This window comes from Kitasatospora sp. NPDC048239 (assembly GCF_043202015.1).
Classification (GTDB): domain Bacteria; phylum Actinomycetota; class Actinomycetes; order Streptomycetales; family Streptomycetaceae; genus Kitasatospora.
In genome coordinates, this window is record NZ_JBICZP010000009.1 from 59,567 (window position 1) to 85,800 (window position 26,234).

Below are 26,234 nucleotides of genomic sequence, written 5' to 3' on the forward strand. Positions count from 1 at the left end.
ACGGATTCCGGAAAAGTAAATATTGACCGAACCGGACGGAATGTGACCTGCCATGCGGCACCGCGCACGGGACGGCCGATCCGGCGGCCTCCGAGCTACCAACCGACGGCCTGGCCGAAGCCCTCCCGGCTGAGCTGGTATCTGCGCCCGGGCCTGGCCATCCGCAGGAGGACCAGGGGAATGCCCGCGTATCCCACGAGGTAGTCGGGGGTGATCCGGCGGGGGACGTCGGAGATCCAGGCCTGCCCCTGCGGGGACTCGGTCGCGAACGCGTCCAGGATGCCGACGAGTTCACGGGCCTGCGCCCGCAGTCCGTCGTCGTCGAGGGCCAGCGCGGCATCCCAGAGGAGCTCGGCGTTGCCGGCCAGTCCGTGGCACAGGGTCGGTCCGCTCCACCGGGCCCCCAGGGACACGGAGCGGCAGGCTCTGCGGAGCACCGGTGTCGGGTCGGGTCCGATGCCGAGGCGCCGCGTGTGCAGGAGCAGCCGCCCGATGCCGGTCGCGCCGTGGCACCAGAACGGTGCGGTCGCCGGGCCGCCCTCGACCACGGGCCAGCCGAGCCCGCTGCCGTCCTCCAGGCACGGGACGGCCTGGCGGGTGATCCAGGAGAGCGCGTCCCGCGCGGCTGCCTCGTACCCGGGTGCGCCGGTGGCTTCGTGGAGGTCGAGCAGGGCGTCCGCGATGCCCGCGGCGCCGTGGGCGTAGCCCAGGAAGCTCCTGCCGCTGAGATCCCCGTACCCCGGCGGGATCGGCCAGTGCGCCGTACCGCGTTCGCCCTCGCGCTGCCGCAGGAGGGTCTCGCCGCACTGCACCGCGCGGTCGAGGCACTGCCCGTCGCCGGTCCGGTCCCACAGGAGCAGGTTCCCCAACAGCCGCCCGGCGAGGCCGTGGAACAGGTCGGGAGAGTCGTCGGGACTGGCCTGCGGCAGCCCGGCGGCCCGGTCGGCGGCGGCCTGGACGAGGCCGTCGTCGGCCAGCACCTGCCCTGCCCGCAGGACGGCTGCGGCCACGCCCATGTCCCCCACGTAGAGCCCGTGCGGCCGGTCCCCGGGGACGGGTGGCATGGCGTCCAGCGTCCGTGCGGCGGCGCGCAGGACGTCCGCGTGGTGCGGTACCCGCAGTTCGTCGGTGAGCTCCGCCAGGGCGAGGATCGTGCCCGCCATTCCGGAGTCGAGGTCGCGGCCCACCAACCCCTTGCCGATCCGGTAGCGGCTTCGCCAGGTCACCTCCTGCCCTGACGAATCGGCCTGGTGGCAGATGAAGTCACCGGCCCGGCTGGCCAGTTGAAGCAGGTCGGCGGCCGGCTCCAGGACACCGGTGACCGCCGGCGGCGCGGGCACCCGCGCCGGGTGCGGCTCCGTCACCGTCAGCAGCGCCCGCCGGACCTCGCGCATCGAGGGGAACCGCCGGGCGGGATCCCGCGCCAGGCAGCGCGACACGACCGCGGCCAGCGCGCCGTCCACGCTCGGGTTGAGCCGCCCGAGCGGCCGGGAGAGCAGGTCGTCCGCGTCGGGTGCCCGCGACGGCTCGGCGCCGGTGGCCAGGAGGTAGAGCACCGCGCCCAGGGCGTGGATGTCGTCGGAGGCCGCCACCGCGTCCCCCGCCCTGCAGCCGGGGGACACGTAGCCGCGGGTGCCGGCTCCGGCGGGCCGCTCCGTGGCGCCGAAGGGATGCGCCAGGTCGAAGTCGATGAGCCGCACCGCGCCGTCGGGCCGGAGGATGATGTTGGCCGACTTGAGATCCCCGTGCACATGGCCGATCGCGTGCAGGGCGGACACGGACTCCGCGATGGCGGCGCCGAGTTCCACGGTGCGGGCGGTGGAGCAGACGCGACCCGTTCCGGAAAGGGTCCGCACATACCGGTCGAGCGTCTCGCCCCCGAGATCCTCCGAGACGAGTACCAGTTCGTCCTCGCTCTCGACGACATCGAGGACCGCCGGTGTGACGCGCTGTGAGGCGAGTCGGGCCAGCACGGCTATTTCGCGCCGCAGCAGCAGGGCGCCGTCGTCCACCTCGACCTCGTGGTCCGCCGGCCTCGTTCTCGCGCGCTTCAGCACGCACACCCGGGGCACGGCCAGATCCAGCGCGAGCTGGACGACGGCCTCGGGCGAGTGGGCCAGGGTGACTATCGGCCGGTACCGGCCCGCCACCGTTCTCGCCAGCGGGTGCGAGGTGCTCAGACCGTTCCGCCGGAAGGGGTCGTCCACCCATGCCGGCACATGGGGGGTCGCTCCCCGCACGTCCGGCACCAGCCGGCCGGCCGGGTCCAGCACGGCAAGGACGACCTCGCCGAGCCTGGTCTGCATCCGGGTGTCGCTGAATCCGCCGTACCGGTAGAAGACCACGCTCCCGTCGGCGTAGGCGAGATCCGACGGGATCCGAGGTCCGCGCATGCCCCGGGTGGCGGCCTGGACGGCGGCCGCCGCCGCGAGGGCCTCGTCCTCGTCCCTCGGGTAGGCGGTGATGAACTTTCCGATTTGCGAGATCCCCGCTGCTCCGCGGTTCAGACCGGCGAGCCAGTCGAGGGATCCGAGGACCTTGAAGGCGGCTCCCGTCGCGACCAGGGGCGGCAGGGCCCGTCGAAGGGTTTCGGCCGCCGTCGAGGCGTAGCTGGAAACGTGGAGCTTCCAGCCCTGCCGGGGCAGGGCCCGGTCGCGGGGTGCGGCCGATATCCACGGCTGGAGCGGGTCGGCGGCCGGGGTGATCTGCCAGTCGGGCGAGTGACCGCCGACCGCCTCCACGACCGTCTCCAGCAGCCATCGGTCGGGCCCGCCGGTGGCGGTGCTCATGCGTCGGGGGCGTCGATCTTGATGGTGACGAAGCAGGTGGGTCCGCAGGTGCTGCCGATACAGGTGAAGTCGTTGCAGCCGTCGGTATGGATGCACCCGGTCGGATCGAAGGACTCATCGGCCAGGGAGGCGCTGGAACGTGACCGGCTGATGTCCTGGGAGAGCTGTTCGACCGCGCCCTCCGGAATGTTGTTCTCGGCCAGGACCGCGCCGGGCTCGTCAGCCAGTCGCTGACGGTACTCATCGTCGGTCTCGGCCTTCGCCACGATCTCCGCTAGTCGCAATCTGACGGCGACGACATCCTCGGTCATAGCCGCCCCCAATTCGGTCAAGGTGCGAATAGGACTCGGGGCCGCCTCTCCGGCGGTCCTGCGTGCGTGCACGTCTCCCGCTGTCTGCCTACTCCTCCCAGTATCCGCCCCGCCCCTCCCCCGCCGCTACCGGGAGGCCAGCGCGGCAACGGTCCGTCACATCGGCCACGGAGAGCTACTTCCCAGGCCTCCGGACCCGCCGGGACGGGGCCTGCGACGCGTCCCGACGGGGCCCGGGCAGCGCGCACTCGAAGCCGACGGGCCGGCCTAGTCCGCCGGGATGTGGGCGAGCATCCGCTCCATGCCGCCGACCCAGTTGGCTCTCAGGGCCGTGATGGCGCCGGGCAGGTCCTCCTCCAGGAGCCTGCGGGCGATCTCGCAGTGCTCCTCGGACTCACGGGCCACCGGCTGGTCCTCGGCGACGACAAGGTTCTCGTAGCGCCGCATCCCGGCCTTGACGCCGGCCAGCAGCTCCAGCAGGCGCTCGTTCGGGCACCCGCTGAGCAGCAGGCCGTGCCACTCGTCGTCACGCCGGTCGACCGTCGCGTGCTCGGCCACCGCGTCGGGGAAGCCCTGGGCCAGCCGCAGCAGCTCCGGGGCGATCCTGCGCAGGTGCGCCGGGTCGGAGGACTCCAGCGCCAGGGACTCCAACGCCGCGACGATGGCGACCAGTTCGCGGAACTCCTTGCGGCTGACGGGCGCGAAGCGGAAGCCGCGCCCCTGGCTGCTCTCCAGGACGCCCTCGCCCGCGAGCGTGATCAGCGCCTCGCGCAACGGGGTGCGGCTGACGCCCAGTTCAGCCGCCAGAACGGCCTCGTTGACGTCGGTACCCGCGGCGAACTCACCGCGGGTGAGTCGCTCCATCAACTCGTCGCGAATCTGCTCGCGCAGCGGACGGCGCTCGATCGCCATCGGGGTCCCCAATCTCCGGCATCTGCGGCCTGGCTCTTGACCGGGTCCACAATACTGCACTATGCATTCTGAATACAAAATGCCAACGCGGTGATGGGGAGGCGGATCATGGGCCTGACGCGGGTACCGGGCCTGCTGTTCGGCGGCGACTACAACCCCGAGCAGTGGCCTGAGGAGGTGTGGGAGGAGGACGTCCGGCTGATGGCCCGGGCCGGCGTGAACATCGTGACCGTCGGGGTCTTCTCCTGGTCCCGGCTGGAGCCCGCGCCCGGCGTTCACGACTTCGGCTGGCTCGACCGGATCCTCGACCTGCTCCACGCACACGGGATCGCCGCGGACCTCGCGACGGCGACGGCCACTCCGCCGCCCTGGCTCGTCCGGCGGCACCCCGAGATGCTGCCCGTCGACGCCGCCGGGACCAGGCTGGAGTTCGGCTCACGGCAGGGGTACTGCCCCTCCTCCCCCGTGTTCCGGGACGCCACCGTCCGGCTGGCGCGCGCCATGGCCGAGCGCTACCGGGACCACCCGGCGCTGGTCATGTGGCACGTCGGCAACGAGTACGCCGACCATACGGCGGAGTGCTTCTGCGAGGAGTCGGCCCGTGACTTCCGCCGCTGGCTGGAGCGCCGGTACGGCACCCTCGACGGCCTCAACTCCGCCTGGGGGACGTCCTGCTGGGGCCAGCACTACACGGACTGGGCGCAGCTCGCGCCGCCCCGGAAGGCCCCCGGCCCGGTCAACCCGACGCAGGTCCTGGACTGGCGGCGGTTCTCCAGCGACGCGCTGCTCGCCTGCTTCGAGGCCGAGCGCCGGGTGCTCAAGGAGGTCACCCCGGGCATCCCGGTGACCACGAACTTCATGAGCATCCTGCACCACCTCGACTACTGGAAGTGGGCCGCCGCCGAGGACGTCGTCAGCGACGACGCCTACCCCGACCCCGCCGACCCGAGGGCCGGGGTGAAGGCCGCGCTCAGCTACGACCTGATGCGGTCGCTGAAACGGCAGCCCTGGCTGCTCCTGGAGTCGGCGCCGAGCGCGGTGAGCTGGCGCGAGGTGAACGTCCCGAAGGAGCCGGGCACCATGCGCCTGCACAGCCTGCAGGCGGTGGCCCACGGTTCGGACGGCGTGATGTTCTTCCAGTGGCGCCAGGCCCGTTACGGGCCGGAGAAGTTCCACTCGGCGATGCTTCCGCACGGCGGGACGGACACCCGCCAGTGGCGGGAGACGCTCGCCCTCGGCGCGGACGTGCGGCGGCTGGCCGAGGTGGCGGGGAGCACCACCTCCGCCGAGGTCGCCCTGGTGCTGGACTGGGAGAGCTGGTGGGGGCTCGAGGCCCCCGAGTCGCTGCCGTCCAACCGGCTCAGGCTGCACGCCCTCCTCCTCTCCTGGTACGCCCCGCTGCACGCCCGCGGCATCGCCGTCGACCTGACACCGCCCGACCGGGACCTCTCCGGCTACAAGGTCGTCATCGCCCCGAACCTCTATCTGTGCACCGCGGAGCAGGCCGCCGCGCTCGCGGCCTTCCCCGGCCGGCTCGTCGTGGGCCCGTTCAGCGGGGTCGTCGACGCCGCCGACCACGTCCACGAGGGCGGGGCGCCCGGGCCGCTGCGGGAGCTGCTCGGCCTGCGCACCGAGGAGTTCTGGCCGATCCCCGACGGCCTGACCCAGGAGGTCGTGACGGCGGACGGCACCCGGTTGGTCGCCCGGACCTGGAGCGAGTGGCTGGAGGTCGACGACGCACAGGTGGTGGCGCGGTACTGCGGCGGCCCGCTGGACGGCCGGCCGGCCATCACCCGGCGCGGCCGGGCCACCTACCTCGGCTGCCTCCCCGAGGACGTGGCGCCGGTGCTGGACGAGGTGCTCGACGCCGCCGGCGTCACCGGCGTCACCGGGCCCGACCTGCCGGAGGGCGTCGAGGCCTGCCGCCGCGGCGACCTCCTCTTCCTGCTCAACCACGGGGCCGCTGCGGCCACCGTCCCCCTGCCCGCCTCCGGGACCGACCTGCTGACCGGTCGCCACCTGCACGGCTCCGTGGACATCGCGCCGCGCGACGCCGTCGTCCTGAAGCACTGAGCCCGGCCCGGAAGCACCGCGCAGCACCAAGCTCCAGGCCCCCGAGCCACCGACCCGGCCCCGAAGCACCGAGGAGTACCCGTGACCCATCCCTACATCCCCAACGCGGGGCCCGAGGCCCGGGCGGCGATGCTCGCCGAGATCGGCGCTCCGAGCGTCGCCGAGTTCTACGGCGACATCCCCGCCGACCTCCGGCTGGACCGCCCCCTCGACCTGCCCGCTCCCTTCGCCGACGAGCAGGGCCTCGTCCGGCACATGCGCGGCCTGCTGGCCAGGAACACCGACACGACCCAGGCGCTGAGCTTCCTCGGACACGGCTGCTATCCGCACCACGTCCCGGCGGTGTGCGACGAGGTCAACGGACGCGGCGAGTTCCTGACCGCCTACGCGGGCGAGCCGTTCGAGGACCACGGCCGCTTCCAGGCGCTCTTCGAGTACGTCTCGATGATGGGCGAGCTCCTGGAGATGGACGTCGTCAACGTGCCCACCTACGACGGCTTCCAGGCCGCGGGGACGGCCCTGCGGATGGCCGCGCGCTACACGGGCCGCAGCAGGGTGCTCGTCGCGAGCGCGATCGCCCCCGACAAGCTCGCCAAGATCCGCGACTACCTCGCCCCGGACATCGAGGTCGTGCTCACCCCCGCGGCCGGCTCCGGGGAGCCGGGCGAGGTCCGGGTCGACGACACCTTCGCCGGCCTCTACCTGGAGACGCCCGACCTCCACGGCGTCGTCGAGACCCGCGGACGCGAACTGGCCGATCTGGCCCACGGCGTCGGCGCCCTGCTGGTCGTGGGGACGGACCCGATCTCGCTCGGGGTGCTCGCACCGCCCGCCTCCTACGGCGCGGACCTCGTCTGCGGGGACATCCAGTCGCTCGGCATGCACCAGCAGTACGGCGGCGGCCAGGCCGGGTTCATCGCCAGCCACGACGAGGAGCGGCTCGTCGCGGAGTACCCGTCCCGGCTGTTCGGCATCGCCCCGACCGCGGTCGCGGGCGAGTACGGCTTCGGCGACGTCTTCTACGACCGGACCTCCTTCGCGCTCCGCGAGGAGGGCAAGGAGTGGGTGGGCACCGCGGCCGCCCTGTGGGGCATCACGGCCGGCGTCTACCTCGCGCTGATGGGCCCGCAGGGCATGCGCGAGATCGGCGAGACGATCCTCGCCCGGACCAGGTACGCCATGCAGGCGCTCGCCTCGGCCGGAGCCCTGGTCCGCCACCAGGACGCCGTCCACTTCCGCGAGTTCGCCATCGAGGTGGCGGACCCCGACGGGCTGCTCGCGGCCCTGCGGCTCAGGAACATCTTCGGCGGCGTGCGACTCGGGCCCCGCGAGGTCCTGGTCTGCGTCACCGAGCGGCACTCGATCGCCGACATCGACACCCTCGCGGCGGCCGTGAAGGACGCCCTCTCAGCCATCGGAGGCGCCAAGTGAGCTCGCACGGGGAATCGTTCGCCACGCTGCCGGTCGCACCCAAGCCCGCCCTGCGCCGCTTCCACCAGGCACGCTGGGACGAGGAGATCATCTTCGAGCTCTCCCGCCCCGGCCGGCGCGGCGTGGGCGTCCCGGCGCCGGACGCGCCGCTGGTCGAACTGCCCGAGGGCGTCGGCCGGCGGACCCTGCCCGCGCTGCCCGAGCTGTCGCAGAACCAGGTGGTCCGGCACTACCTCCGGCTCTCCCAGGAGACCCTGGGCGCCGATCTCAACATCGACGTCGGCCAGGGCACCTGCACCATGAAGTACAGCCCGAAGGTCAACGACACCTTCGTGCGCGACCCGCGGATCGCCGAGCTGCACCCCTTGCAGCCCGAGGACTCCGTGCAGGGCGTGCTGGAGATCTACTGGCGGCTGGAGCAGATCCTCAAGGAGGTCTCCGGCATGGCCCGGGTCTCGCTGCAGCCCGGCGCGGGCTCGGCGGCGATCTACGCCAACATCGCGATGATCCGCGCCTACCACGCCTCACGGGGCGAGGGCGGGCAGCGCGACCAGGTCATCACCACGATGTTCTCGCACCCCTCGAACGCGGCGTGCGCGAAGGTCGCGGGGTACGAGGTCGTCACCCTGATGCCGGACGCCGACGGCTACCCGGACATCGAGGCGCTCCGCGCGGCCGTCGGCCCGCGCACCGCCGCGCTGATGATCACCAACCCGGAGGACACCGGGATCTTCAACCCGCGGATCCGCGAGTTCGTCGGCCTGGTCCACGCGGCCGGCGGCCTGGCCTGCTACGACCAGGCCAACGCCAACGGCATCCTGGGCATCACCCGGGCCCGTGACGCCGGGTTCGACCTGTGCCACTTCAACCTGCACAAGACCTTCTCGACGCCGCACGCGTGCGGCGGTCCGGCGGCGGGCGCCTGCGGGGTCTCCGAGGCGCTGGTCCCGTTCCTGCCCGGCCCGGTGGTCGACCGCGACGGCGAGGCGTTCACGTTGAACTCCCCGGCCCGTTCGGTCGGGAAGATCCGGCCGTTCCTCGGGGTCACGCCCAATGTCGTGCGCGCCTACGCCTGGGTGATGGCGCTCGGCGCCGAGGGCCTGCGGGAGGTCGCGGAGACGGCGGTGCTCAACAACAACTACCTGATGCACAAGGTCCTGCAGATCCCCGGCGCCTCCGTCCCCTGGGCGGACAAGCGGCGCGTGGAGCAGGTCCGCTACTCCTGGCAGGAGCTGTCCGAGGAGACCGGTGTGCACTCGGAGGAGATCGGGGTCCGCGCCGCCGACTTCGGCGTGCACTACTGGACCAGCCACCACCCCTACGTCGTCCCCGAGCCCTTCACCCTCGAACCGACGGAGTCCTACTCCCGCGAGGACCTGGACGAGTACGCCGCGATCCTCACCCAGGTCGCCTCCGAGGCGCGCGAGAACCCCGAGTTCGTCAGGAACGCCCCCTACAACCAGAGCGTCCACCGGATCGACACCACCTCGCTGGACGATCCGGCGCAGTGGTCGCCCACCTGGCGCGCCTACTGCCGGAAGCACCGTCGGTGATCGTCGGCCTGATCGTGAACCCGGTGGCGGGGCTCGGCGGCGCCGTCGCCCTCAAGGGCAGCGACGGCGCGGACGTCCAGGCCAGGGCGCTCGCCCTGGGCGCCGTCCCCCGCGCGGCCGCCCGCGCCGCCGCGGCCCTCGGGGCGCTCCACAGCAGGCGGCCCGGCCTCCGGGTCCGCACCGTCGCGGGCGCCATGGGCGAGGACAGCGCCGTCGCCGCCGGCGTCCCGTACGAGATCGCCCACCACCCCCGGGCGAGGACGAAGAGCGCCTCGGGCACCGGCGCCGCGGACACCCGGGCGGCGGTGGCGGCACTCGGCGGCGTGGACCTGCTGCTGTTCGCGGGAGGGGACGGCACGGCGCGGGACGTACTGGACGGCGGGCCGCGGAGCCCGGTGCTCGGGGTGCCCGCCGGGGTGAAGGTCTACTCCGGGTGCTTCGGCCTCAGCCCGTTCGCCGCGGGGGCGACGGCCGCCGGCTTCGACGGGGCGACGGTCGAGGCGGAGGTCGTCGACCTGGACGAGGAGGCGTACCGGTCGGGTCGGGTCGGGGTCCGGCTGTACGGGATCCTCCGGGTGCCCGCCGCGAGGGCCCGGCTCAGCGGTCGCAAGACCGGGTCCTCGGCGGCGCCGCCGGGCTCGGCGGAGTCGATCGCGCGCGAGGTCGCGGCGTCCATGCTGCCCGGGACGGCCTACGCGCTGGGACCGGGGGCGACGACCCTCGCGGTGGGGCGCGAGCTCGGCCTGGAGCTGACGCCGCTGGGTGTGGACGTCGTCCGGGACGGCGCCGTGCTCGCCTCGGACGTCACCGAGCAGACCCTGCTCACCCTTGCCATGTCACAGGTCACGCATGGCGTTCTGTCCGTCATCGGAGGGCAGGGCTTCGTGATCGGCCGCGGCAACCAGCAGTTCAGCCCGCGCGTGCTGGCGCGGCTCGCCGGGATCACCGTGCTCGCAACCCGGCAGAAGCTCGCCGCGCTCGGCGGCCGGCCCCTGCTGGTGGACAGCGGGGACCTCGCGGCCGACGCCGCGTTCGGCGGACACACCCGGGTCGTCACCGGGCACCGCGAATCAGTGATGTACCGCATCCAGTCAGCAAGTGAGGACCTATGAACACCCTGCAGAACAAGGTCGCCATCGTCACCGGCGGCGCCTCCGGCATCGGCCGGGCCACCGCGCGGCTGTTCGCCGCCGAGGGCGCGGCCGTGGTCATCGCCGACGTGGCGGACGCCGCCGAGGTCGTCCGGGAGATCGAGGCCGACGGCGGCCGCGCCACGGCCATCCGGGCCGACGTCTCGTCCGAGACCGACTGCGAGCGGATCGTGAACACCGCCGTGCAGACCTTCGGCGGACTGCACGTCCTGTTCAACAACGCCGGGATCATCCGCCGGCAGAACGCACTGGAGATCTCCGCCGACGACTGGGACCGGGTGATGGCCGTCAACGTCAGGTCGGTCTACCTGATGTGCCGCTTCGCCATCCCGGCGATGACCAAGGGCGGCTCCATCGTCAACACCGGCTCCGGCTGGGGGCTCAAGGGCGGCGGCAACGCGCTGTCCTACTGCGCCTCCAAGGCCGCGGTGGTCAACATGACGCGCGCCCTGGCCATCGACCACGCCGCCGCGGGCATCCGGGTCAACTCGGTCAACCCCGGCGACACCGTGACACCGATGCTCCGCGACGAGGCGCAGCAGCTCCGGGTGGACTGGCCGGCCTTCGAACTGGACGCCGCCGACCGGCCGATGGGCCGCGCGGGCTCGCCGGAGGAGATCGCCGCCGCGGTGCTGTTCCTGGCCGGCGACGCCAGCAGCTACGTCACCGGGTCCGCCCTCGTCGTCGACGGCGGCGGCCTCGCCTGAACGCGCTCCACCCCACCCCCTTGAGACACCCCCAAGAGAACTCCCGGAGGCACCCGTTGTCCGCTTCGAAGAGCAGAACGATCCTGGTCGCCGTCGCGATCGCCCTGTCCGCGTCCGCGTGCAGCGGGACCGGCGGCGCGGGCGCCGCCGGCGGCTCCAAGGACGGCAAGGTCACGCTGCGCTGGTCGACCTGGGGCTCGGCCGAGGACATGCAGGTCTTCAAGGCCTTCACCGACGACTTCAACAAGAAGTACCCGAACATCACCCTGAAGCTCGAACCGGTCGCCTCCTACGAGGACTACCACCCCAAGCTGCTGACCCAGCTCACCTCGAAGACCGCCCCCGACGTGTTCTACGTCGGCGACGACTACATCGGCAAGCTCGTCGCCGACGGCGTGCTCGCCCCGCTCGACGAGCAGCTCGCCGGGCCCCTGAGCAGGAGCAGGCCCGCGGACTTCTTCGAGGGCATCTACGGCGGCGCGAAGAAGGGCGGCGTCACCTTCGGCGTCCCGAACGACACCAACCCCGAGGTCCTCTGGTTCGACAGGAAGGCGCTGGCCGCCGCCGGGATCGCCGAGGACCCGGCCGCGCTGAACGCGTCCGGCCAGTGGACCATGGCGAAGTACCTGGAGATGAACGCCAAGCTCAAGGCCGCGGACAAGTACGGCTCCATCTTCTGGAACTGGTACGGCGCGAACTACAGCCTCGTCAACGGCTTCGGGGGAAAGGTCTGGGACGGCGGCAGGTTCGTCGCGCCGTCCGACCCGAAGGCGCGGCAGGCGCTCAAGACGCTCTCGGACGGCTACCGGGACAAGACCTTCGCCTCCGCCGACCTGCTGCCCGAGGGCAACAGCGCGGCCACCCAGTTCATCAAGCACAAGGCCGGCTTCTACGCCGGCGGCCGCTGGGTCATCGAGAGCATCGACAAGGGCGGCGACCGCGAGAACTACGACATCGTGCCGTTCCCCTCGGAGTCCGGGCAGCCGATCCAGGGGGCGGTCGCGGCCTCCTACCTGACCATCAACAAGGACACCAAGCACATGAAGGAGGCCTTCACCTTCCTGAGCGAGTTCGTCAGCAAGGAGGGCCAGCAGCTGCGGCTCAAGGGCGGCAGCGCCGTGCCGTCGATCAAGGGCGCCGAGAACCTGGTGACGGACGGGAACTACCCCGCGCACGCCCGGACCTTCCTCGACGTGCGCGACAAGGGCTTCGCCAACTACCCCGACGAGGTCGCCGTCCCCGGCCTCACCAAGGCGATCAACGACCAGCTGATGAAGATCTGGGAGGGCAAGACCGGGTTCGACGAGGGCATGACCCAGCTGCAGGGCCTGGTCGACGGCATGAAGGGCCAGAAGGGTTGAGCGCCGTCACCCAGGCCTCGCCCCGCCGGTGGGCCCGTCCCGTCCGGAGCGGCCGCGAGCCGCTCTGGCGGCGGCGGGACCGCTGGTGGGCCGCGGCCTTCCTCGCCCCCCAGCTGCTCGGCCTGCTGGTGTTCCTCGTCGGCCCGCTCGGCTTCGCGATCGTGCTGTCCTTCATGCGGTGGGACGGCCTCGGCGACGCGACCTGGGTGGGGCTGGACAACTTCCGCGCCCAGCTGACCGATCCGTCCTTCGGCCGCGCGGTCTGGAACACCGTCAAGATCGGCCTGATCACCGTGCCGGGCGGGCTCGTCCTGGCCCTGCTGCTGGCGCTCGCCCTGCACGGCGTGCGGGGGCGGACGGCCTACCGGGTGATCTACTTCCTGCCGGTCGTGACCAGTTCGGTCGCCGTGTCGGTGATCTGGCAGATGATCCTCGGCGGCGGCACCGACGGCATCCTGAACGGCACGGTGCACAGCCTGTTCGGGGCCACGCTGCCGAACTGGCTGGCCGATCCCGTCTGGGTCGTCCCCGCCATCGCGGTCGTGACGATCTGGTCCTCGCTCGGGCTCAACGTCGTGATCTTCCTGGCCGGGCTGGCCACGATCCCGCCGAGCCTGCTGGAGGCGGCGAGGATCGACGGCGCGGGGCCGTGGCAGACCCTGCGCTCGGTCATCCTGCCGATGCTCTCGCCGACCGTCTTCTTCACCCTGGTGGTGTCGGTGATCAGTTCGTTCCAGGCGTTCGACCTGATCTACGTCCTGGTCAACCCCGACCACAACGAGGGCGCCCAGACGATCGTCTACAAGGTCTACCAACAGGGCTTCCGCGAGTTCCAGTTCGGCCTGTCGAGCGCCGCCGCGCTGCTCCTCCTGCTGCTGACGCTCGTCGTCACGGCCATCCAGTTCAAGGCGCAGAAGCGCTTCGTCCACTACGAGTCGTGAGGCCGGCATGACCAAGCGGAGACAACTCCTCCTGCACACCGGCCTCGCCCTCGGGGGCCTGGTCATGCTGTTCCCGTTCATCTGGATGATCCTGACCTCCTTCAAGGGCGTCAGCCAGATGATCAACGACCCGCTGGCCTGGCTGCCCGGGCCATGGCGGCCGCGGAACTACCCGGACGTCCTGGACGAGGTGCCGATCGGTCAGGCCTACTGGAACAGCATGTACATCGCGGCCGTCACCGTCGCGGCCACCCTGTTCACCGGCGCCATGGCGGCCTACGCCTTCGCCCGGATTCCGTTCCGCGGATCGGGCCCGCTGTTCGGCCTCTTCCTGGCCACCCAGATGGTCCCGGCGCAGGTCACGATCGTGCCGCTGTACATCATGCTGGCCAGGTTCCAGCTCATCGACTCGCACCTGGCGCTGATTCTGCCGGCCGTCGCCAACCCGTTCGCGGTGTTCCTGCTGCGCCAGTTCATCCGGGCCGTCCCGGTCGAACTGGAGGACGCGGCGCGGATCGACGGGGCGGGCCGCTGGACCATCTTCTGGCGGATCATCCTGCCCAACATCCGGCCGGGCCTGTGGACGCTCGGCATCATCGTCTTCCTGGCCAGCTGGAACAGCTACTTCTTCCCGCTGGTGTTCCTGAACACCCCGGACCTCTTCACCATCCCGCTGCTGCTCGACTCCTTCAACGCCCAACGGGGCGGCATCGACTACGGGCTGACCGCCGCGCTGTCGGCGATGACCGTGGTGCCGATGCTCATCGCCTTCCTCGTCGGGCAGCGCAAGATCCTCAACAGCATGGCCTCGTCGGGCCTGGGAGGGCGCTGATGTTCGCACTGGACCTCGTGGAGCGGCCGTTCACCGAGCGCGGCTCGCGGCTGCTGGTCACGGCCCGACCGGACGGCCTGCGGGTCGCCCGGTCCGAGTACGAGACCGCTCTCGACGACACCGTCGAACTGACCGGGCTGGTGGTGCGCGACCTCGCCGGGCGGCCCCTGCCGGTCGTCGCGGCGACCCCCACCGAGGTGGCGTTCGCGAACGGGGTGTCGCTGCTGTTCGCCGACCCCTCGACCCTGGTGATCGCGGGTCAGCGGGCGCGGGCCTGCTGGCGGCTGCCCGACGGGACTGAGCGCAGCCTGCCCCTGGCCGGCTGCCACGTCCTGGTCGGCCCGCCGGGGAGCTGGTCGGAGGCGGCCGTGCGGGCCGCGGCCGAGGCCCGGTGGGAGGCGTGGTTCGCCCGCATGCCGGCCGTCCGGCCGGACCTGGCGGAGCGGGCCCGGATGGCCTGGTGGACGCTGGCCGTCAACCTGCTGCCGATCGCCGGCCGCGAGGGGCTCGTCCCGTCCAAGTACGGGTACGTGGGCGTCTGGAACTGGGACGCGCTGTTCCACGCCCTGGCCCTGCGCCACGCCTCGCCCGCCCTCGCCCGCGAGCAGGTCCTGCTGCTGCTCGACCACCAGCTCCCCGACGGCCGGCTCCCGGACGTCGTCCACGACCACGGCGTGCTCGCCGAGACCACCGACCTCCCCCGCTCGGACCACGCCCGGCTCGCCGAGCACGTCGGCCGGGCGAACGGCGCCGTGCCCTGCGCGGACCCGGTACCGGTCACCAAACCGCCGCTGGCCGCCTGGGCCGTGTGGAAGATCCACGAGACCGACCCGGACCTGCCCTTCCTCGCCGCGGTCTACCCCGGGCTCGTCCGCGCGCACGAGTGGTGGTTCGCCGCCTCCGACCCGGACGGCGACGGCCTCCCCGCCTATCTGCACCCCTACTCCTCCGGCCTCGACGACAGCCCCGTCTGGGACTACGGCCCCCGGGCCGAACCCCCCGACCTCAGCTCCTACCTGATCCTCCAGGCCGACCGCCTGGCCGACATCGCGGACGCCCTGGACCTGCCCGCGGAGGCCGCCCGCTGGCGGGGGCGCGCCGCCGCCCACACCGAACTGCTGGTCGCCAGGCGCTGGGACGGCACCCGGTTCCGCACCCTGGCGGATGCCGAGGACGTCCCGGTGCGCACCGCGCTGGACCTCATGCCCCTGCTCACCGGCCGGCTCCCCGCCGAGGTGGCCGCCGCCCTGGAGGAGTCCCTGCGCTCCCCCGCCTACTGGGGCGAACACCCTGTCCCGACCGTGGCGTTCGACGATCCCGCCTTCGACCCGGACGCGATGTGGCGCGGCCCCGTCTGGCTCAACATCAACTACCTGCTCATCGAGGGCCTGCGCCGCTCCGGCTTCGCCGCCACCGCCGACGAACTCCGCCACCGCACCCTGGCCATGGTCCGCGACACCGGCGGCCTCTACGAGTACTGGAACCCCCTCACCGGAGCCCGCGCCCCTCGTGCGACCTCCGGCTTCGGCTGGTCCGCCGCCCTGTTCGTCGACCTGGCCGCCGACTGACCGGAATCCGTCGCGCAGGAGGACGAGTTCATCGGCCACCGGGAGACGAAAAGCCGGAATACGCAGAGCCGGGAGGCACAAAGCGGTGAGGCACAGGACCGAGCGCAAAGAAAGGCCGCCTCCACATCTCACCGCGGAAACGGCCCACGCCCTGCATTAAGCTGAACAACAGGATCTATACCTGCGCCCCCCGAGACCTCGGTGGTCCCGTTATCCCCCGCCCGCAAAGCCGGGTGGGGATTTCGCGATCACGAGCCGCAGAATCAGGGCTCCTGCTTCGCTGATCCGCATATATCCGCCTCCTCGCGATCGCCCTGCCGGTAGGTTTTCCGGCACTGTCCAGGTTACTCCGGGAAACGCCCATCCGGACCCGAAAGGTGCACAAATACCGCTTCCCGGATCCCCGGTGACGCCGTGCTCGTCTCCGTGCTCGCCGCCGTGCTCGTCTCCGTGCTCACCAGGGGGGCGAGTCGGTGTCAGCACCCGGACCGGGCCGGCTTTGTATCCGGTGGGTATCAGGGAGCGCTTGGTCGTGCATCGAATCCGTGCGCCGGCCGTGCCGCGGAGGGGCCGGCGGGGCCGGGAGATCCCGCGCCCTCCGGCCGTCCGGGCCGGTGCCACCCGCTCCGGCCTGGGGGTTCGCGGGCGGGAGGGCCTGCGGGAGGGTGCTGCGTGTCCCTCCGTGGGACGCGGCCGCCGTGTCCGGTGTCTGCCGTATCGTTCCGTTCTGGCCACCGGCTGCGCGTGCAGCCGGGACCGGCGCCCATCCGAACCCGTCCGACCAGGAGTCGTCCGCCCGTGTCCTCGCCCGCCCCGGCCGGGGCCTCCCCGCGCCCTGTCCGCGTGCTGCTGGTGGAGGACGACGACCTGATGCGCCGCTCCTTCACCGTCGCCCTGGAGCGCTACGGCTACGAGTTGAAGGCCGCGGCCGACGGGCTCACGGGGCTCGAACTCTTCCGGGACGAGGACTTCGACCTGCTGATCCTGGACGTCATGCTGCCCGGCCTGGACGGGATCGGCCTGTGCCGCAGGGTCCGGGAGACCAGCCTGGTGCCCGTACTGATGATGTCGGCGCGCGGCGACGGGCTCGACGTCGTCGCCGGCCTGGAGGCCGGAGCGGACGACTACGTCGTCAAACCCGTGGACACCTACGTGCTCGTGGCGCGCATCCGCTCGCTGCTGCGGCGGGCGACCTACCCGTCCGCGCCGGATCCCGAGCAGCCCGCGGCCGAGGAGCCGCGCTCCGAGGGGGAGGTCCTGGCGTTCGGGGACCTCGCCATCGACACCGCCGGCATGGAGGTGTCCGTCTCCGGGAGCCCGGTGGCGCTGACTCCGACCGAGCTCCGACTGCTCCTCGAGTTCGCCGCCCGCCCGGGCGTCGTCCTGGAGCGGCACACCCTGCTGCGCAACGTCTGGGACTACGGCTGGGACGGCGACAGCCGGGTGGTGGACCTGTGCGTGCAGCGGCTGCGCAGGAAGCTGGGCCGGGAGCGGATCGAGACGGTCCGCGGTTTCGGCTACAAGCTCAGGCGCTGAGGCCGGTGCGTCCGTTCCACCGGCTGCGGCCGGCCCGCGCGTCCCTGCGCTGGAAGATCGCCGCCCTGGCCGCGGCCACCGCCTGCCTGGTCGCGGCGGCCGTGGGCGTGCTGGTGCACGTGCTCACCGCGCAGGACATCCGCGACCGGGCCGGAGCACGGGCCTTCAACGCCGTGTACTCGGCCATGGACGTCTACCGGCGCACCGGAACGCTGGCGGACGGTGCCGAGCTGGATCCGGCCGAACTGCCCGCCGCACTGCGGCACCCGACCGACGGCGACCGGCACACGGCCTACGACGGGCACGTCGAGGGAAACCTCGGGCCGAGCGTCTGGGCCGCCCAGCTGACCGGCGGTCCCGGCAGCCCGGTGCTGGCCGTCCGGGTCAACATGAGCCCGGACCTCTACGGGCTGCACCGGCTCGACGTGACCATGGTCGTCGCCTCGCTGGTCGCACTCGCGGCGTCCGTGCCCCTGGCCGTCTACGGGGCCGGGCTGCTCGCCCGCAGACTGCGGCAGGTCTCCGAGACCGCCGGCCGGATCCACGCCGGCGACCTCGACGCCCGGACCGGGCCCACCAAGGGCCGCGACGAGGTCGCCGACATCGCCGCCACCGTCGACCTGATGGCCGACAGCCTCGGCCGACGGCTCCGCACCGAGCGCCAGTTCACCGCGGACGTGGCCCACGAGCTGCGCACTCCCGTCGGCGGTCTGCTGGCCGCCGCCGACCTGCTGCCGCCCGGTGAGACGGAGGACCTGCTCCGGGCCCGGGTGCGCGATCTGCGGGCCCTGGTCGAGGACCTCCTGGAGATCTCCCGCCTCGACGCCGGTGCCGAACAGCCGGTCCGCGCCCGGGTGCCGCTCGGCGCCGTCGTCTCCGAGGCCGTGGCGCGCACCGGCCTGGACACCGAGGTCACCGTCGCCGGGGCCCGGGAGCACGAGACGGCCGGGCACGAGACCCCCGGGCACCAGACGACCGGCTCCGGGGCCTCGGACCGGGACAGCGCGGAACCGGAGGACGCCCGGAGCAGGGGGACCGTGGAGACCGACCCGCGCCGCCTGGAGCGCATCATCGGCAACCTCGTCGTCAACGCCCACCGGCACGGAGCCGGCCCGGTGCAGGTCCTCGTCGACGGCCGTACCGTCGTCGTGCGCGACCACGGCCCCGGCTTCCCCGCGGACCTGCTGCTCCACGGTCCGCGGCGCTTCCACACGGGCACCGCGGAGCGCGGCCCGGGCCACGGCCTCGGACTGACCATCGCCCTGGGACAGGCCCGGCTGCTCGGCGCCGAACTGCGGCTGGGCAACGCCCCGGACGGCGGCGCCGTCGCCACCCTGCGCCTGCCCCGCTGATCCCCGCCGGGCGCCCCCTACAGAACTGCTGCACAGCAGAGCGGACGCCGATACACGGCGGCTCAGGCCCCGATACGTTCCCCGGACACCCTTCGAAGTGCACCCGTCCGCACCCGAAGAGGAGTCCCCGTGACCGCCAACCCCCTGGCGCTGCAAGCGCTGCCCACGACCCCCGGAACCGCGGCCGCCGCCGCCGGCCTGACGAAGGTCCACGGCAGCGGCGACACCCGGGTGGTGGCCCTGGACCGCATCGACCTGGAGTTCCGGGAGGGCGGGTTCACCGCGATCATGGGCCCCTCCGGCTGCGGCAAGTCCACCCTGTTGCACTGCCTCGCCGGGCTGGACTCGCCCAGCTCCGGCTCCGTGCGGATCGGCACCACCGAACTCGGCACGCTCGACGACCGGCAGCTGACCCGGCTGCGCCGCGACCGGATCGGCTTCGTCTTCCAGGCGTTCAACCTGCTGCCGACGCTGACCGCCCTGGAGAACATCACCCTGCCGCTGGCCCTCGCCGGACGCCGGCCCGACCCGCAGTGGCTGGACCGCGTGGTCTCCATGGTCGGCCTCTCCCAGCGCCTCGACCACCGGCCCGGACAGCTGTCCGGCGGCCAGCAGCAGCGCGTCGCGGTCGCCCGCGCGCTGGCCTCCCAGCCCTCGATCGTCTTCGCCGACGAGCCCACCGGCAACCTCGACTCCCGCGCCGGGACGGAGGTCCTCGGCTTCCTGCGCGACTCGGTGCGCGAACTCGGCCGGACGGTGGTCATGGTCACCCACGACCCCGTCGCCGCCGGGTACGCCGACCGCGTGGTCTTCCTCTCCGACGGCCGCCTGGTCGACGAGATGGCACAGCCCACCCCGGAGCGGGTCCTCGACGTCATGAAGGCCTTCGACGCCCGCTCCCGCACCAGCTGACCCGCAGCGGCCCCGCACCTCCCGTCCGCCCTCCACCTCCCCGAAAGCCCCCCATGCTGAGAACAGCCCTGCGCAACGTCCTGGCACACAAGGCCCGTCTGGCCATGACCGTCCTCGCGGTCGGTCTCGGTGTCGCGTTCGTCTGCGGCACCCTCGTCTTCGCCGACTCCACCGCCGCGGCCCACCGCGCCGCCGCCTCGAAGGACTACGCCGGCATCGCCGTCACCGTGACCGCGAAGGAGTCCCCGCCGGGGACGGCCGCGGAGCAGCAGGACAGCGTGCTCGACGACGCACTCGCACGGAGACTGGCCGACGTGCCCGGCGTCGCCGCCGTACGGCCGTCGGCGGACGGAGCGGCCGCGCTGAACGCCGCGGACGGCACTCCGCTGCGGGTCAGGGCCGGGGCGAACCCGGCCGGCGCCTACGTCCCGGGCAAGGACGGCAGGGACGGCCGCTATCCGCTGGTCGAGGGCCGCGCCCCGCGGGGCGGCGACGAACTCGCCGTGGACCGCGGCACCGCCGCCGCCGGCGGCCTCGCCCTCGGCGACCTGGTCACCCTGGCCACCGACGGCCCGGCCATGACCAAGCGACTCGTCGGCATCGTCACCACCACCGACACCCGGGTGACCGCCGGCGGCACCCTGGCCCTGTTCGACACGGCGACCGCCCAGGCGCTGTTCGCGACCCCGGGCCGGTACACCGGAATCGACCTGTCCGCCGCGCCCGGCACCGACCAGTTCGAACTCTCCCGCCGGGTCACCGCCGTGCTCCCGGCCGACCGGGCCGAGGCCACCACCGGCGCCGCCCAGGCCGACCGACAGGCCGTCCTCGTCGACACCCTGACCCGGGGCTACCAGAAGGTGCCGACGGTCTTCGCCGGGGTCTCGCTGTTCACCGGGTCGTTCCTGATCGTCAACGCCTTCACGATGCTCGTGGCGCGGCGCACCCGGGAGATCGCGCTGCTGCGGGCGATCGGCGCCTCACGCCGCCAGGTGGCCCGCTCCGTCCTCGCGGAGGCCTTCCTGGTCGGCCTCGTCGCGTCGGCGGCCGGCTTCCTGCTCGGCCTCTGCATCGCCTCGGTGCTGCCCGACGTCCTGGGCGCCGGCGGCGCCACCCTGCCCCGCGGCCCCCTGGTGATCGGCCCGCGCCCCGTCATGGCGGCGCTCGCCGTGGGTGTGGGCATCACCGTGCTCGCCGCGTGGCTGCCGTCCCGCCGGGCGGCGCGGGTCGCCCCCGTCGAGGCGATGCGGACGGCCGAACGGCCCCCCTCCGGCGCCCGGTCCCGGATCCGCGGTGCCGCGGGCCTTGCCCTGCTCCTCCTCGGCGCCGGCCTGCTGGTGTCCCTGTCGGGGGCGAAGGACGCCTCGGAGGAGAACCTGCGGAGCGCGATGCTCGGCTGCGCCGTCCTGGTGGTCGCGCTGATCGTGCTGGCGCCGCTGCTCGCCGTCCCGGTGATCCGCCTGACCGGACGCCTGGTTGACCTGCTGACCGGCCTACTGACCCGGCGGCCGACCGGGCGCCTGGCCGGGCACTCCGGGATCACCGGCCGGCTCGCCCGGGAGAACGCCCTGCGCGACCCGCGGCGCACCGCGGCGACCGCAGCCACCCTGCTGATCAGCACCGCGCTGGTCACCGGACTCGCCGTCATCGGCAACTCCACCGAACGGGCCCTCGACCGCCAGGCCGCGGCCGGGCTCGGCGCCGACTACGTGATCAGCTCCCGTACCCCCACCACCGGTATCGACCCGGCCGCCGTGCAGCGGGTGGCCGGGACCTCCGGCGTCCGGACCGCGAGCGCCGTCACCGACTCGGTCCTGTTCACCGGCGGCGGCGTTCACGACGTCTCCGGTGTCGACCCCGGCACCGTCGACGAGGTGATGAGGCTCGACTTCGTCAGCGGTTCCGCCAAGGACCTCGGGCCGGGCCGGATCGCCGTCTCCGCCACCACCGCCCGGGAGAGCGGGCTGAGCACCGGCAGCCGGGTCTTCGCCCGCATCGGCCGGAGCCAGGGGCCCACCGGGTACACCGTCGTCGGCGTCTACCGGGACAACCCCACCGCCCGTGACGCCCTGGCCGCCCGTTCCGAGGTCCAGCAGCACGCCTTCCTGCCCCACTCCGTCCAGCGGATCCTGGTCCGCACCGACCCCGCGGCGATCTCCCGGACCACCGAGGGCAGGCTGCGCACCGCCGTCGGCAACAGCCCGCTGCTGAAGGTGCAGGACCGCCCCGCACTCGTCCGCGACGCCGCCGGCACCATGGGCGGTCTGCTGGACGTGATGTACGGACTGCTCGCCATCGGCGCCGTGACGGGCGCGCTGGGCATCGTGAACACCCTGGCCATGTCGGTCGCCGAGCGCACCCGCGAGATCGGCGCACTGCGCGCCCTCGGCATGGACCGCGCCGGCGTTCGGCGGATGATCCGCCAGGAGGCCCTGATCGTCGCCTCGTTCGGCACGCTGCTGGGCCTGGCGGGCGGTCTGTTCGGTGCCTGGGCGGTCGGCTCGCTGGCCAACGGGGCGGTGGAGCAGTACTCACTGGCGCTGCCCTGGGGGACGCTCCTGCTGGTCTGCCTGCTCTCGCCCGCGGTCGGTGTGGCGGCGGCCGTCCTCCCGGCCCGCCGGGCGGCCGCGCTGAGCCCGCTGGAGGCCGTCGCGGCGGTCTGACGCAGGGCCACCGGCCCGCGGTGCGCCGCCGTGCGGATAGGCTCGCCGGATGGATATGACCGGCGTGAATTTCGGCACCACCGACTGGTCGTCGGTCCCGACGACGGAGCACGCGGGCGACTCCGGGAGCGCGACGTGGCGCACGCGTGAGTTCGGTTCGGTACGGGTTCGGATGGTGGAGTACAGCCCCGGCTACGTGGCGGATCACTGGTGCAGTCGGGGCCACGTCCTGCTGGTCCTGGAGGGGACGCTCACCACCGAGTTGGCGAACGGCGAGGTCGTCACGCTCAAGGCGGGCAGCAGCTACCAGGTCGGGGACGACATGGAGCCCCACCGCTCCAGCACGCAGGAGGGCGCCCGTCTGTTCGTCGTCGACTGACGGTCGTGGAAGGGGCGGGATTCGGAAGGTGGGGGCCGCGGGGTCCTGCGTCAGTAGACCAGGATGTCCCAGTGGCTGCCCTCGTTGCAGTACAGGTTCCCCGAGGCGGCCTTCCACTGCGGGTAGCCGTCGCCCCGGTAGCCGATGTAGGTGAAGCTGTTCTGGATGTAGCCGTCGATGCAGGAGTTGCGGGAGATGTCGACCTTGTAGCCGTTGTAGTGGCTGTAGGTTCCGGAGGCGTGTCCCACCTCGGTGCCGCCCGTGATGTTGATGGCACAGCCGCTGGACTGCTTGAGGGTGATGATCGTGCTCACCGTGCCGGAGTTGATCTGCTCGAACGACGTGCAGGTGGAGTTGGACCGGGTGGTGCAGCCGCCGCTGGAACTCCAGGTGATGCCGGCGTTCCTGAACTGACCGGCGGCGGTCGACTGCGACAGCTTGGTACCACTGGCGCCGGCCGTGGGCGCCGAGACGGCGAGCCCGGCCATGGCGAGGGCGACGACGATGACTGCGGTGCGGGCCTTCATCTGTTCTCCCGGTGAGGGCGGTGGGCCTCGGACTGTGCGCGGAGCTGTGTGGAACCCGGTGCGGCACCAGGATGGCCCCACCGCCCTCTATGCGAGTAGACACCGGCCTGTGAATTTCGCGTGACGGTCATGTATCGGACAAGCGTGGACGCCCTGTCGTCCGGCCCCGCGGCAGCGGCCCCGGTCGCACCGACGGCCCGTGCCCCGCTGCCCGGAGCCGTTCCTCGGGCTGGATGAGGTGGTCGGGGCCACCGGGTTCGGTGTCGATCTGGACCCAGTGGATGTCGCCTGTGAAGGCACCGTTCGGGCTGTCGTACTCCGGTGCCACGGGGGTGCCGGCGTCCTGGCCGACGTCGGCGGTCTCGTCGGCGGTCTCGTCGGCGGAGAACAGGAAGGAAGCGCAGATTCCTCCTCGCCGAAGACTCCTGGCGAGTGCGGCAAGCCGCCGTCACCGGCCTGCCGACCAGGTCCGAAGGCCCGTCCTCGTATCCTCCCGCTCGCTGCGCCGGGCGGGCCGGCCCACTCGTGCAAGGGCGCGGGGCGGGAGGCCGGGGCCGGCCCGTCAGGAAGCGGCCGGCGCCTGCTCGCCGAGCAGCACCGGCAGCGTGCGGTGCCCGTTGGAGATCAGCGAGTCGACCGGCTCCAGCCGCGCGTCCGGGGCGAACGCGAGGCCGGGGAATCGCGCGAACAGCCTGCTCAGCGCGGTGCGCCCCTCCAGTCGGGCCAGCGGCGCGCCGAGGCAGAAGTGCGGACCGTGCCCGAAGGCGAGGTGGTCCTTGACCAGCCGGGTGACGTCGAACGCGGCGCCACTGTCTCCGTAACGCGCCGGGTGGCGTCCTGCGGCCGCGTAGCTGCCCAGGATCGGCTCGCCCCGGCGCACCGTCACCCCGCCGGGCAGCTCGATGTCCTCCACCGCGAAGCGCAGCGGCAGGTGGGCGAGCGGCGCGTTGCGGCGCAGCGCCTCCTCCACCACGTCGTCCCAGCCGGCCTCGCCCGCGCGCACCAGGGCGAGCTGGTCGGGGTGGGTGAGCAGGTCGGTGATGCCGTTGTCGATCAGATTCACGGTGGTCTCGTAGCCGGCCGTGACGATCAGCAGAAGGGTGTCGCGCAGCTCCTCCTCGCTCAGTGCGCCGGAGCCGCCGTCGGACTCGGCGTCGCGGGCGGCGATCAGCAGGGAGGTCATGTCGTCGCCCGGCACGCGGCGCTTGACGGCAATCAGCTCCTCCAGCAGGGCCTGGAACGCCGCTGCGTTGGCCGCCGCCTCCTCGGGGGTGAGGGTGGTGGAGAACACCTTGTCGACCACTCCCCGGAAGCCCTCGGTCACCTCGTGCGGCAGGCCCAGCAGCTCGGAGATGACCCGGATCGGCAGCGGATGGGCGAAACGGTCGCGCAGGTCCACCACCTCGCCGGGGGCGCTCGCGGCCAGGTCGTCCAGCAGGGCGTCGGTCAGCTCTTCGATGCGCGCCGTCATCGCGGTGACCTGGCGGGGCGTGAAGGCGTTGCTCACCAGTCGGCGCAGCCGCCGGTGGTCGGCGCCGTGCGCGTTGAACATGTTGCGCACGCTCACCCACAGTGCCAGCGGCCAGGTCCGCACCGCCTCGTCGAATGCGGGCCAGTGCAGCAGGCCGTCCTTGGAGACCCGGGGATCCTTGAGCAGTTCCTCCAGCAGCACGGGGTCGGACACCGACCAGGCCCGGACGCCCAGGATGTCGACCGGTGTGGCCGGACCGCGTGCGAACAGCTCGGCGGTCTCGGCCTCACGGGCACGGCCGGTCGGGTCGAGCACGATCGGGTCCGGCGCATTCGGGTCCGGCGTGTTCGGGTCCGGTACGAGGTGCTCCACAGGGGCCCTCCAGTCGATGCGGTACGAGTGCGCGGTCGTCCGCCGCGCGTCGGAGAAGAATGCGGGCCCGTGCACCGCTGAGCCGGGCTTCTCGCTCGCCCGCGGGGCGAGTCGACGACCGAGCCGTACACGGACGCGACGACCGCGCGGCCCGTACCGGAAACCCAGGCGCGGGCACACCGTGCGCAGGAGGTCGGCGGGGTCGACCTCCTGCGCACGGCGGGGGCGTCCGGGTCGGGCGGTCAGTAGTCCCAGACCACCGGCACGAAGCGGAACGTGCCGCTGCCGGCATCCGCCACGTGACAGACGGACGGGAAGGGCAGGTGACTGGCCATCAGTTGCTCGCCGGTCGCCGCCATTTCCGTCAGGAGCCGGGTCCGGATGCGGGCCGACTCCTCGGGATCGTGATCGAAGCCGTTGTGCCACTCGGGCTTCCGGTCCCCGCACTGGAACACGGCGTCGCCCGCGAACGTCAGCCGGTCACCGCCGGACTCCAGGCGGATGATGCTGTGGCCGGGGGTGTGACCGCCGGTGCGGTGGATCAGGACGCCCGGCGCCACCTCGTACTCCCGCTCGAAGGGCCGCAACTGGCCGCGGTACAGATCGAGGAACCGCGAGGCGGTCGTGCGGAGCACGTCCGGCACCGGTGCGGGCATGTCGGTGCGGGAGAAGTCGGGCGCCGCCCAGAACTCGGCCTCGGCCGCGGCCAGGTGGACCCGCAGGTCGGTACGCAGCCGACCCCGCAGCCCCTCGACGAGCAGCCCGCCGATGTGGTCCATGTGCAGGTGGGTGAGCACCACGTCGGTCACCGACGCGGGGTCGATCCCGGCGGCGTCCAGTCGCGCGGCCAGCTGCCCGGCCCGCGGGAAGCCCGGGAACTCCGTCCCCAGGCCGGAGTCGACGAGGACGGTCCGGCCGCCGCTGCGCACCACGGACACGTTCAGCGGCCAGTTGATCGACTCCAGCGGCAGGTACATGTCGCCGAGCCAGGCCTTCAGGTCGGCCGGGGCGGCGTTGGTGGCCAGCGTCGTGGGGGAGATCGGCAGCACCCCGTCGCTGATCACCAGCACGTCGATGTCGCCGACCTTCAACGCGTAGCGCGACGGGACCGGTTCGTCGCGTCCCGGCGCGTCGGGGCGGGCGAGGTTGACCTGGGTCATGGGTGTTCTCCTTACGAAGGGCGCCAACCGGAGGCCTCGACGGCGCCACCGTGGGCTGCGCCGTCCAGTCATCCATACAGACCGGCCAGCGGTCCGGTCTGTGACAGCCCCCCCGGTCCGAAGCCGCCACAGCACACCGTCGACCGCGGCCTGAGCCGAAGCGACGAGGTGTCACAGATGGGGTGCGAGCCCGGTCTTCCTGCATGGGAACGGACGCCCCGGTACCCGGCACG

At 72.7% G+C, this 26,234-nt stretch carries 20 protein-coding genes; 14 read left to right on the top strand and 6 right to left on the bottom strand.

Translation table 11 applies throughout. The features are described from left to right. Window positions 1–95: 95 nt before the first annotated feature. From ACGFZP_RS24020 to ACGFZP_RS24030, 3 genes are all read right to left on the bottom strand, one after another. Window positions 96–2,789 (bottom strand): lanthionine synthetase LanC family protein, encoded by a 2,694-nt coding sequence (locus ACGFZP_RS24020; RefSeq protein WP_392936477.1) that lies wholly within the window; start codon window positions 2,787–2,789, stop codon window positions 96–98. Then, window positions 2,786–3,100: a hypothetical protein gene (locus ACGFZP_RS24025; protein ID WP_392936480.1), complete on the bottom strand. Its 315-nt coding sequence runs from the start codon at window positions 3,098–3,100 to the stop codon at window positions 2,786–2,788. The genes ACGFZP_RS24020 and ACGFZP_RS24025 overlap by 4 nt, the downstream gene beginning before the upstream one ends. 267 nt (window positions 3,101–3,367) lie before the next feature. After that, window positions 3,368–4,012, bottom strand: a complete 645-nt coding sequence (locus tag ACGFZP_RS24030) for a GntR family transcriptional regulator (protein WP_392936483.1) — start codon at window positions 4,010–4,012, stop codon at window positions 3,368–3,370. A gap of 108 nt (window positions 4,013–4,120) precedes the next feature. Between ACGFZP_RS24030 and ACGFZP_RS24035 the strand changes: the two genes are divergently transcribed. From ACGFZP_RS24035 to ACGFZP_RS24100, 14 genes are all read left to right on the top strand, one after another. After that, window positions 4,121–6,085 carry a beta-galactosidase gene (locus ACGFZP_RS24035; protein WP_392936485.1) on the top strand — a complete coding sequence of 655 codons (1,965 nt, stop codon included), beginning with the start codon at window positions 4,121–4,123 and terminating at the stop codon, window positions 6,083–6,085. An 81-nt stretch (window positions 6,086–6,166) separates the two neighbouring features. After that, a complete protein-coding gene (gcvPA, locus tag ACGFZP_RS24040; protein WP_392936488.1) occupies window positions 6,167–7,516 on the top strand; it encodes an aminomethyl-transferring glycine dehydrogenase subunit GcvPA in 1,350 nt (449 codons plus the stop codon). Next, complete coding sequence (gene gcvPB, locus ACGFZP_RS24045) at window positions 7,513–9,069, top strand: aminomethyl-transferring glycine dehydrogenase subunit GcvPB (RefSeq protein ID WP_392936490.1); 1,557 nt, start codon at window positions 7,513–7,515, stop codon at window positions 9,067–9,069. Before gcvPA ends, gcvPB begins: the two co-directional genes overlap by 4 nt. Continuing rightward, the gene (locus tag ACGFZP_RS24050) at window positions 9,024–10,181 is read left to right on the top strand and encodes an ATP-NAD kinase family protein (RefSeq protein WP_392936492.1); all 1,158 of its coding nucleotides are present in this window, start codon (window positions 9,024–9,026) and stop codon (window positions 10,179–10,181) included. Before gcvPB ends, ACGFZP_RS24050 begins: the two co-directional genes overlap by 46 nt. Further along, complete coding sequence (locus ACGFZP_RS24055) at window positions 10,178–10,927, top strand: SDR family NAD(P)-dependent oxidoreductase (protein WP_392936494.1); 750 nt, start codon at window positions 10,178–10,180, stop codon at window positions 10,925–10,927. The genes ACGFZP_RS24050 and ACGFZP_RS24055 overlap by 4 nt, the downstream gene beginning before the upstream one ends. Window positions 10,928–10,983: 56 nt before the next feature. Beyond that, entirely contained in the window at window positions 10,984–12,288 is a 1,305-nt protein-coding gene (locus tag ACGFZP_RS24060) for an ABC transporter substrate-binding protein (RefSeq protein WP_392936496.1), read from the top strand. Next, window positions 12,285–13,229, top strand: a complete 945-nt coding sequence (locus ACGFZP_RS24065) for a carbohydrate ABC transporter permease (RefSeq protein WP_392936499.1) — start codon at window positions 12,285–12,287, stop codon at window positions 13,227–13,229. The genes ACGFZP_RS24060 and ACGFZP_RS24065 overlap by 4 nt, the downstream gene beginning before the upstream one ends. Window positions 13,230–13,236: 7 nt before the next feature. Further along, the gene (locus ACGFZP_RS24070; RefSeq protein ID WP_392936502.1) at window positions 13,237–14,061 is read left to right on the top strand and encodes a carbohydrate ABC transporter permease; all 825 of its coding nucleotides are present in this window, start codon (window positions 13,237–13,239) and stop codon (window positions 14,059–14,061) included. Beyond that, window positions 14,061–15,629, top strand: coding sequence for an amylo-alpha-1,6-glucosidase (locus ACGFZP_RS24075; RefSeq protein ID WP_392936505.1), 1,569 nt, complete (start codon window positions 14,061–14,063; stop codon window positions 15,627–15,629). The genes ACGFZP_RS24070 and ACGFZP_RS24075 overlap by 1 nt, the downstream gene beginning before the upstream one ends. An 870-nt stretch (window positions 15,630–16,499) precedes the next feature. Continuing rightward, window positions 16,500–17,165: a two-component system response regulator CseB gene (gene cseB / locus ACGFZP_RS24080; protein WP_392936995.1), complete on the top strand. Its 666-nt coding sequence runs from the start codon at window positions 16,500–16,502 to the stop codon at window positions 17,163–17,165. A 5-nt stretch (window positions 17,166–17,170) separates the two neighbouring features. After that, window positions 17,171–18,517 carry an ATP-binding protein gene (locus ACGFZP_RS24085; protein ID WP_392936508.1) on the top strand — a complete coding sequence of 449 codons (1,347 nt, stop codon included), beginning with the start codon at window positions 17,171–17,173 and terminating at the stop codon, window positions 18,515–18,517. A gap of 144 nt (window positions 18,518–18,661) precedes the next feature. Then, window positions 18,662–19,429 carry an ABC transporter ATP-binding protein gene (locus ACGFZP_RS24090; RefSeq protein WP_392936998.1) on the top strand — a complete coding sequence of 256 codons (768 nt, stop codon included), beginning with the start codon at window positions 18,662–18,664 and terminating at the stop codon, window positions 19,427–19,429. Window positions 19,430–19,482: 53 nt separating this feature from the next. Continuing rightward, complete coding sequence (locus ACGFZP_RS24095) at window positions 19,483–22,092, top strand: ABC transporter permease (RefSeq protein WP_392936510.1); 2,610 nt, start codon at window positions 19,483–19,485, stop codon at window positions 22,090–22,092. 49 nt (window positions 22,093–22,141) lie between these two features. Then, window positions 22,142–22,471, top strand: a complete 330-nt coding sequence (locus ACGFZP_RS24100) for a DHCW motif cupin fold protein (RefSeq protein ID WP_392936512.1) — start codon at window positions 22,142–22,144, stop codon at window positions 22,469–22,471. A 50-nt stretch (window positions 22,472–22,521) separates the two neighbouring features. Here the strand turns inward: ACGFZP_RS24100 and ACGFZP_RS24105 are convergent, their stop codons facing one another. From ACGFZP_RS24105 to ACGFZP_RS24115, 3 genes are all read right to left on the bottom strand, one after another. Then, window positions 22,522–22,998 (bottom strand): hypothetical protein, encoded by a 477-nt coding sequence (locus ACGFZP_RS24105; protein ID WP_392936514.1) that lies wholly within the window; start codon window positions 22,996–22,998, stop codon window positions 22,522–22,524. A gap of 562 nt (window positions 22,999–23,560) precedes the next feature. Then, entirely contained in the window at window positions 23,561–24,841 is a 1,281-nt protein-coding gene (locus ACGFZP_RS24110; RefSeq protein ID WP_392936517.1) for a cytochrome P450, read from the bottom strand. A gap of 242 nt (window positions 24,842–25,083) precedes the next feature. Next, entirely contained in the window at window positions 25,084–26,001 is a 918-nt protein-coding gene (locus ACGFZP_RS24115; RefSeq protein ID WP_392936519.1) for an MBL fold metallo-hydrolase, read from the bottom strand. Window positions 26,002–26,234: the final 233 nt, after the last annotated feature.